This is a genomic window from Kineococcus gurbantunggutensis, assembly GCF_050871925.1.
Taxonomy (GTDB): domain Bacteria; phylum Actinomycetota; class Actinomycetes; order Actinomycetales; family Kineococcaceae; genus Kineococcus.
Map to the genome: position 1 here is coordinate 1 of NZ_JBJLSG010000202.1, position 7,760 is coordinate 7,760.

The window sequence follows — 7,760 nt, forward strand, 5'->3', positions numbered from 1 at the left end:
CCCCTCCCCGCGCGCGGGGAGGGGCCGTCGTGGTGCGGGCCTCAGCGGGCGGCGGCCCGCCGGTACTGCCGGGTGGCCAGCGGCACGAAGACCACGAGGGTGCCGACGATCCACAGCAGCGTGTACAGCTCGGAGTTCTGCAGGGACCACGTCCCCAGCTCGGTGCCCGGCGGCACGTTGCCGAAGCGCTCGCGCGCGGCCTGCACGAGCGTGGAGACCGGGTTCCACTGGGCGATGACCTTCAGCGGGCCGGGGAAGGTCTCCAGCGGCACGAACGCGTTGGTGATGAACGTCAGCGGGAAGATCGTCAGGAACGTCAGGTTGTTGAACGCCTCGGGGGTGCGGATGAGCAGGCCCAGCAGGCCCATCACCCACGAGACCGCGTAGGCGAACAGCAGCAGCAGCGCGTACCCGACGACCGCGTCGAGGAACGAGGTGCGGATCCGCCAGCCGATGAGCAGGCCCGTCAGCGACATGATGACCGTGACGATGACGTTGAGGACGACGTCGGAGGCGGTGCGGCCGGCGAGGACCGACGACTGCGTCATCGGCAGCGAGCGGAACCGCTCGATGATGCCCTTCTGCATGTCGTCGGCGATGCCCGCGCCGGTGATGGTGGCGCCGAAGATGACGGTCTGGGCGAAGATGCCGGGCACGAGGAACTCCCGGTAGTTCCCGCCGCTGACCCCGATGGCGCCGCCGAAGACGTACCCGAACAGCAGGATGAACATGATCGGGGAGATGAGGGTCCCCACCAGCAGGTCCGGGATCCTGGTGATCTTCAGCAGGTTGCGCTTGGCGATCACCGAGCCGTCGGCGAACGCCGTGGCCACGCCGTTCACGAGCGCACCCCCCGTCCCGTCGTCGCCGGCTCCCCGCCGGCGCCCTCCTCGCCGGCGGTCTCCTCGCTCGGCTTGCCCGTCAGGGTCAGGAACACGTCGTCCAGGGTGGGGCGGCGCAGCCCCGCGTCCAGCGGGACGACGCCCACGTCCTCCATCCGCTGCAGGACCTCCACGAGCACCCGGGTGCCCGAGGTCACCGGTGCGGTGACGCGCCGCGCGCGCCGCTCCACCTGCAGCTCCCCCACCGCCACCTCGTGCAGGACGGCGGTGGCGGTGTCCACGTCGCCGTCGGAGGCCACGACGACCTCCACGCGCTGCCCACCGACCTGGGTCTTCAGGTCGTCGGCGGTGCCGCGGGCGATGACCCGGCCGTGGTCGATGACGACGACGTCGTCGGCGAGCCGCTCGGCCTCCTCCAGGTACTGGGTGGTCAGCAGCAGCGTGGTGCCCCCGCCGACCATCCGCGTCAGCAGGTCCCACATGTCGTTGCGGCTGCGCGGGTCCAGGCCGGTGGTGGGCTCGTCGAGGAACAGCACGGGCGGCTCGGCCACCAGCGCCCCCGCCAGGTCCAGGCGGCGGCGCATCCCGCCGGAGTAGGTCTTGGCCACCCGCTTGGCCGCGCCGGTGAGGTCGAACTGCTCCAGCAGCTCCCAGGCGCGCTCCCGGGACCGCTTGCGCCCCAGGTGGTACAGGCGCCCCACCATGTCGAGGTTCTCGAAACCGGTGAGGTTCTCGTCCACCGCCGCGTACTGGCCCGACAGGCCGATGCGCCGGCGCACCTCGCGCGGGTCGGCCACGACGTCCACGCCCGCCACCGTCGCGCTGCCCTCGTCCGGGACCAGCAGCGTCGTGAGCATCCGCACCGTCGTCGTCTTGCCCGCGCCGTTCGGGCCCAGCAGGGCCAGGACGGTGCCCGTGGGCACCGTCAGATCGACGCCCGCCACCGCGGTGACGTCGCCGTACCTCTTCACCAGCCCCCGTGCTTCGACCGCCGGGGGACCCGTCCGCGCGGGCGCCGTGCTCGTCGTTGCCATGGACCCGACACTAGGGAACGCCTCCGACACGGCGCCCCTCCTTTCCGTCCGCCTCGTCCGTCGCGGGGTGGACCGCGCCGGGCCCCGGGACTCACCGCCACCGGCGGCCCCCCGTCCGGGGGCCACCGGTGCGCGCGGTCGGCTCAGCCGGGCGAGGAGCCGTCCACGCCGGCGGGCCCGGCGCCCGCGGGGCGCGGCTGCTCGCCGCCCAGGGAGTGCAGCACCCTCGCGACGTCCACGCCGGTGGTGCGCCGCAGGACCTCCAGGGTCTCCTGCAGGTTGGCGCCCACCGAGCGGCTGAGCGCGCCGGCACCGTCGTTGGAGATGACCGTGAGGTCCTTGATGCCGCCCAGGGGGCTGGCCAGCGCCTGGGCCAGCTCGGGCAGGACCTCCAGCGCGCGCTGGGTGAGCGCGGCCTCCCCGAACTCCTTCAGCGCCTGCGCCTCGCGCTGCAGGGCGTCCGCCTTGGCCGCCCCCGTCGCGGTGAGCGCCTCGGCCTGCGCCCTCCCCTCCAGGCGCACCGCGTCCGCCTCCGCGGTGCGGCGCTGCAGCTCGGCGTCGGCGGCCACCCGGACCCGGGCCGCGTCGGCCTCGGCGGACAGCCGCACGCGCTCGGCGTCGGCCTGCGCGGCGGCCACCGCGGCCTGCTGCTCGGCCTCGGCGGAGAGCACCCGCGCGGTCTTCTGCGCCATCGCCTCCTGCTCGGCCTGGTAGCGGCGGGCGTCGGCGGGCTTGCGCACCTCGGTGTCCAGCGTGCGCTCGGTCAGCTCCGCCTGGCGCTGGGCCACCCGCTCCTGCTCCAGCAGGACCTGCTGCTGCGCGGCGGCCTCGGCCAGCCGCCCGGCCGCGTCGGCCTCGGCGGCGGCCTTGTCCTGGTCGGCGCGGAACTGCGCCTGCTGCAGGGCCAGGTCGCGCTGCGCCTGGGCGATCTTGGCGTCGGACAGCGCCTGGGCCTGCTGCGCCTCCTGGGCGTTGTTGGCCTCGGCGATCTCGGCGGCGCGGCGGGCGTTGGCGGCCTCGGGCCGGCCGAGGTCCTTGAGGTAGTTGCCGTCGTCGCTGACGTCCTGGATCTGCAGGGTGTCCAGCACCAGGCCCTGGTTGTTCAGGCTGGTCACCGCCTCCTCCTCGACCTGGCGGGCGAAGGCGACCCGGTCGCGGATGATCTCCTCGACGGTGAGCGTGCCGATGACCCCGCGCAGGCTGCCGGCCAGGACCTCCTGCGTGAACGGCTCGATCTCCTTCTGCTGCTGCAGGAAGCGCTGCGAGGCGGCGCGCACGAAGTCCTCGGTGCCGCCCACCTTGACGATGGCGACGCCGTCCACGTTCAGCCGGATCCCCTGGCGCGAGACGGCCCCGCGGATGGAGATCGGGATGCGCACCGAGGACAGGGACAGGCGGTGCGCCTGCTGCACCAGGGGCTTGACGAAGACCCCGGCCCCCATGACGACCTTCTGCCCGGACAGGTCGGTGGTGACCTCGCCCGTCTGCGGGTTGGTGACGGGCCTGCCCTTCTTGCCCACGATGATGAGCGCCTCGGACGGGCTGGCGATCTTGTAGCGGGTCTTCACGGCGACCACGGCCACCAGGGCCAGGACGACGAGCGCGCCGATGACGACGGCGGCGACGATGACGGTGTCCACAGCACTCCGATCTCGGTTCCGGCGGGTTCGGGGAACGGAGGGCGGCGGCGGTGCGCGGCAGCGCGGGGAGGGCGGTGGACCGGCCGCGGCGGTGCGGTCGGTGCGGTGGTGCGGCACGGGCACCTGCCCCTCGGCTCGACGGAAGCGTTGCCGACCAGGCTTCCCGGCGCACCGCGGCGAGCCTAGCGGCCGCGGGCGCCCGGCGGGGCGTCCTCGCGGGGCGGGATCCGCCCGGCGCCCCTAGCCTCGGGGGATGACGAGCCCCGCGGCCCGCGCCTTCGACGTCCTGTGCGACGCCTACCAGCGGAGGATCTCCCCCCGCAAGGGGTTCTCCTGCGCGCACCGCGTCGCGCACGGCGGCGACTCCTGCTCCGGGGCGGTGCGCGACCTCGTGCGCCGCCGCGGCGTGCTCGGCGGGGCGGTGCCCAGCGCGGTGCGCTTCCTGGCCTGCTACCGGGCGGCCTCGCTGCTCATGGCCACCGACGTGCGCGGCGTGTGCTGCTGCGGGCCGATCCCCATCCCGTTCCGCTTCTGAGGCCCGTTCCGCTCCTGAGGCCGGTCCCGCCGCCGGGGCCGGTCCCGGGACCGGTCCCGGAGCCGGGGCGCGCCCGCGCGCCGGGGGCGCAGCGGCCGCTCAGGTCCCCCCGCCGGGCCCGCGGCGCTCCGCGGGAGCCTCCGGGTCCTCCGGGCCGGAGGTGTCCACGCCCTCGGTGTTGCGCAGCACGCCCATCATCGCCATCTCCCCGTCGTCCACCGGGCCGGTCGCCACGCAGGCGCGCAGGCCCGCCAGCAGCGCCGCGGCGTCGATCCCGGCGCCGACGAGGACGAGCTCGGTGCGCCGGATCGACCCGCGCGGCCACGGGGTGCGCTCGAAGCGCACCGCGGCCCCCACGGCGTGCAGGACGAACCGCTGCCCGTGCCCGGGGACGGCGAAGCGCACGAAACCCTTGACGCGGAACACCCCCGAGGGGCGCGAGTCCAGGAACCGCACGAGGGCGCGCGGGTCCAGCGGCTCGTCGGAGGTGAACTCCACCGCGTCGTACAGGGCGTGCAGGTGCGCCTCGTGGCCGTCGTCCACCGCCTCGCCCAGCGCCAGCTGCCGCTGCACGGCGGGGCGCTCGTCGAACAGCAGCCGCGCGTCCACCCGGCCGTGGGCGGCCGGCACCACCGGCGCCCAGGGGTTCAGCTCCCGGCACCGCGCGGCCACCCGCGCCAGCTCCCGCTCGTCGACCAGGTCGGTCTTGGTCAGCAGCACCACGTCGGCCATCGCGACGTGGTCGTCGAGCACGGGGTGGCGCAGCCGGGTGGCCTCGAACTCCACCGCGTCGACGGCCACGACGAGGCCGCCGTACTCCACGCCCTCCACCCGGCTGAGCAGGACGCGGCGCACCATGGCGGCGGGCTCGGCGACGCCGCTGGCCTCGATGAGGACCGCGTCCAGCCCCTCGCCGCCGCGCGGGGCGACCAGGCGGGCCAGCAGCTCCTCCACGCTGCCGTCCTCGGTGCTGCAGCACAGGCACCCGTTCTCCAGCGAGACGGTGTCGTCGGCCAGCCCGGACACCAGCAGCGCGTCCACGCCGATCGCGCCGAAGTCGTTGACGACCACGCCCAGGCGCACCTCGGCGGCCGAGCGCAGCAGCTGGTTCAGCACGGTCGTCTTGCCCGCGCCGAGGAAACCGGCGAGGACGACGACGGGGACGCGGGGCACGGCGGCCATCCTCTACCGGCCGCGGGGGCCGGGCAGCTCCAGGGCTCCGGGGACGAGGAGGTCCGCGCGCGCCGCCGTGGCCTCCACCAGGGCCGCGTTGCGCCCGTCGACCTCGCGCACCCACGTCGCCGCGGCGTCCGGCGCCTTGCCGAAGCGCACGTGCCGGCGCACCAGGCGCGTGGTGCGCTCGTCCGCGCCGGCGCCGACGAACCACACCTCGTCGAACCCCGGGCGCACCCGCGCCCACGCCCCCTCCGCCAGCAGCAGGTAGTTGCCCTCGCTGACGACGAGGCGGGTGCCCGGGTGCACCGGCACGCTGCCGGCCACGGGCTGCTCGATCTCCCGGTCGAACGCGGGCGCGTAGACGACGTCGTCGCCGGGGCCCTGCTCGCGCAGGCGCCGCAGCAGGGCCGCGTACCCGGCGGCGTCGAAGGTGTCCGGGGCGCCCTTGCGGTCCCGGCGGCCCAGGCGCTCCAGCTCCACGTCGGCCAGGTGGAAACCGTCCATCGGCACGTGCGCGGCGGCCAGGTCGTCGCCGGCGGCCTCGCGCACGGCGTCGACCAGGGCGCGCGCCAGGGTGGTCTTGCCCGCGCCCGGCGCGCCGGCCAGGCCCAGCAGCACCCGCCGGCCCGGCAGGTCGAGGGCGCGCCGGACGAGGTCGGCGAACGCGGGGGCGCTCACCCGGCCGACCCGGCCGACCCGGGCGGGGCGACGTCCACCAGGACCTTGCCCACGGTGCCAGCCTCCACGGCGGCGTGCGCGTCGGCGGTGCGCTCCAGCGGGAAGCGGACCAGCGGCAGCCCGTGCTCCTCGCCGACCGGGAGGGCGCCGTCGCGCACGGCGGCGGTGACGTCCTCGGCGGCCGCGGCCAGCGCCGCGGGGCCGACGGTGTAGAGCAGGATGAACTGGAAGCGGGTGTTCAGCGTCATGTTGCGGCGCACGTCCAGCGTCACCGCGTCGCCGCCGTCGTTGGCGTAGGAGGCGATGGTGCCGCGCGGGCGCAGCACGGCCAGGTCCAGCTCGAGGTTGGCGGCCGGGGCGACCTCCACGACGAGGTCCACGCCGCGCGGGGCCAGGCGGCGCACCTGCTCGGCGGCGTCGGCGTCGCGGTAGTTCACGACGTGGTGGGCGCCGGCGGCGCCGGCCAGGGCCGCCTTGGCGGGCCCGCTCACGGTGGCGACGACGGTGGCGCCGGCCCAGCGGGCGAGCTGGACGGCGGCGTGCCCGACGGCGCCGGCGCCGCCGGCGACGAGCACGGTGGTGCCGGCCAGCGCCCCGGGGGCCAGGCGGGCCGGGCCGTCCTCGGCGACGGTCAGGGCGCGGTGGGCGGTGACGGCGGGCACGCCCAGGCTGGCGCCGACGTCGAAGGAGGCCCCCTCCGGCAGCGGCACGACCCGCTCGGCGGGCAGCACGGTGAGCTCCTGGGCGGTGCCGGTGGGCCGCTCGTGCGCGGCCAGGTACGTCCACACCCGCTCCCCCACCGCCAGGCCGCCGACGCCCTCGCCGAGGGCGTCGACGGTGCCGGCGCCGTCCTGGTGCGGCACGAGCTCAGCGGTGGCGGTGCCGGTGGCGCCGCTGCGGCGCTTCCAGTCGGTGGGGTTGACCCCGGAGACGGCCACCCGCACGCGCACCTCCCCCGGACCGGGCTCGGGCACCCCTCGCTCCACCAGGCGCAGGACGCCGGTGCCGCCGGTCTCGCTGTACACGATGGCCTTCACGTCCGGGCGAACCCCCCGCCGCGCGCGGGTGTTCCCCGGGCCCGGCCGGACCGGGGCGGTCGTAGGGTCGTGCCCGTGAGCACGACCGACGGCACCACCGGCCCCGCCCCCCTGCCCGACGAGCTGCGGGCGCGCGCCCTGGCCTGGATCGAGGACGACCCCGACGAGCGCGGCCGCGAGGAGCTGCGCGCGCTGCTGGAGGCCGCGCGGGGCGGGGACGCGGGTGCGGCCGCGGACCTGGCGGACCGCTTCTCCGGCCCGCTGGAGTTCGGCACCGCGGGCCTGCGCGGGGCGGTCGGCGCCGGCGAGCACCGGATGAACCGGGCCGTGGTGCAGCGCGCGGCCGCGGGCCTGGGCGCGTGGCTGGCGCAGCGCTTCGAGCGCCCCCGCGTGGTGGTGGGGCTGGACGCGCGGCACGGCTCGCGCGAGTTCGCCGACGACTCCGCCGCGGTGCTGACCGCCGCCGGCTGCGAGGTGCTGCTGCTGCCGCGGCCGCTGCCCACGCCCGTGCTGGCGTTCGCGGTGCGCCACCTGGACGCCGACGCCGGCGTGATGGTCACCGCCAGCCACAACCCCCCGCAGGACAACGGCTACAAGGTCTACCTGGGCGGGCGCGCCGGCGGCGAGGACGGGCGCGGGGTGCAGATCGTGCCGCCGGTGGACGCGGAGATCGCCGCGGCCATCGCGGCGGTGGGGCCGCTGGCGGAGCGGGGGGGGGGGGGGGGGGGGGGGGGGGGGGGGGGGGGGGGGGTCGGGGGGGGGGGGGAGGTGGTGGGGGTGGGGGGGGCCGGGCGCGAAGAGGCCCCCCCCCCCCCCCG

At 76.6% G+C, this 7,760-nt stretch carries 7 protein-coding genes and 1 pseudogene; 2 read left to right on the forward strand and 6 right to left on the reverse strand.

The annotated features are described in order from the left end of the window. Positions 1–41 precede the first annotated feature (41 nt). The 3 genes from ACRYR7_RS23000 to ACRYR7_RS23010 all read right to left on the reverse strand — a co-directional run bounded on the left by ACRYR7_RS23000 (position 42) and on the right by ACRYR7_RS23010 (position 3,516). Positions 42–842, reverse strand: a complete 801-nt coding sequence (locus ACRYR7_RS23000) for an ABC transporter permease (protein WP_432574486.1) — start codon at positions 840–842, stop codon at positions 42–44. Beyond that, entirely contained in the window at positions 839–1,876 is a 1,038-nt protein-coding gene (locus ACRYR7_RS23005) for an ATP-binding cassette domain-containing protein (RefSeq protein WP_432574488.1), read from the reverse strand. The genes ACRYR7_RS23000 and ACRYR7_RS23005 overlap by 4 nt, the downstream gene beginning before the upstream one ends. A gap of 143 nt (positions 1,877–2,019) precedes the next feature. Continuing rightward, positions 2,020–3,516 (reverse strand): flotillin family protein, encoded by a 1,497-nt coding sequence (locus ACRYR7_RS23010; protein ID WP_432574490.1) that lies wholly within the window; start codon positions 3,514–3,516, stop codon positions 2,020–2,022. Between the two features lie 253 nt (positions 3,517–3,769). On the opposite strand from ACRYR7_RS23010, the gene yidD reads away from it, so the two are divergent. Beyond that, complete coding sequence (gene yidD, locus ACRYR7_RS23015; RefSeq protein ID WP_432574491.1) at positions 3,770–4,051, forward strand: membrane protein insertion efficiency factor YidD; 282 nt, start codon at positions 3,770–3,772, stop codon at positions 4,049–4,051. A 99-nt stretch (positions 4,052–4,150) separates the two neighbouring features. On the opposite strand, the gene ACRYR7_RS23020 is transcribed toward yidD, so the two are convergent. From ACRYR7_RS23020 to ACRYR7_RS23030, 3 genes are read right to left on the reverse strand one after another with little or no spacing between them, the layout of a single operon-like run. Continuing rightward, entirely contained in the window at positions 4,151–5,233 is a 1,083-nt protein-coding gene (locus ACRYR7_RS23020; protein ID WP_432574492.1) for a CobW family GTP-binding protein, read from the reverse strand. Positions 5,234–5,236: 3 nt separating this feature from the next. Continuing rightward, entirely contained in the window at positions 5,237–5,905 is a 669-nt protein-coding gene (locus ACRYR7_RS23025) for a nucleoside/nucleotide kinase family protein (protein WP_432574494.1), read from the reverse strand. Then, on the reverse strand, positions 5,902–6,942 hold the full coding sequence (locus ACRYR7_RS23030; RefSeq protein ID WP_432574496.1) for an NADPH:quinone reductase: 1,041 nt from the start codon (positions 6,940–6,942) through the stop codon (positions 5,902–5,904). Before ACRYR7_RS23030 ends, ACRYR7_RS23025 begins: the two co-directional genes overlap by 4 nt. 75 nt (positions 6,943–7,017) lie before the next feature. Between ACRYR7_RS23030 and ACRYR7_RS23035 the strand changes: the two are divergent. Then, a pseudogene (locus ACRYR7_RS23035) lies at positions 7,018–7,760 on the forward strand (hypothetical protein); the annotation flags it as partial.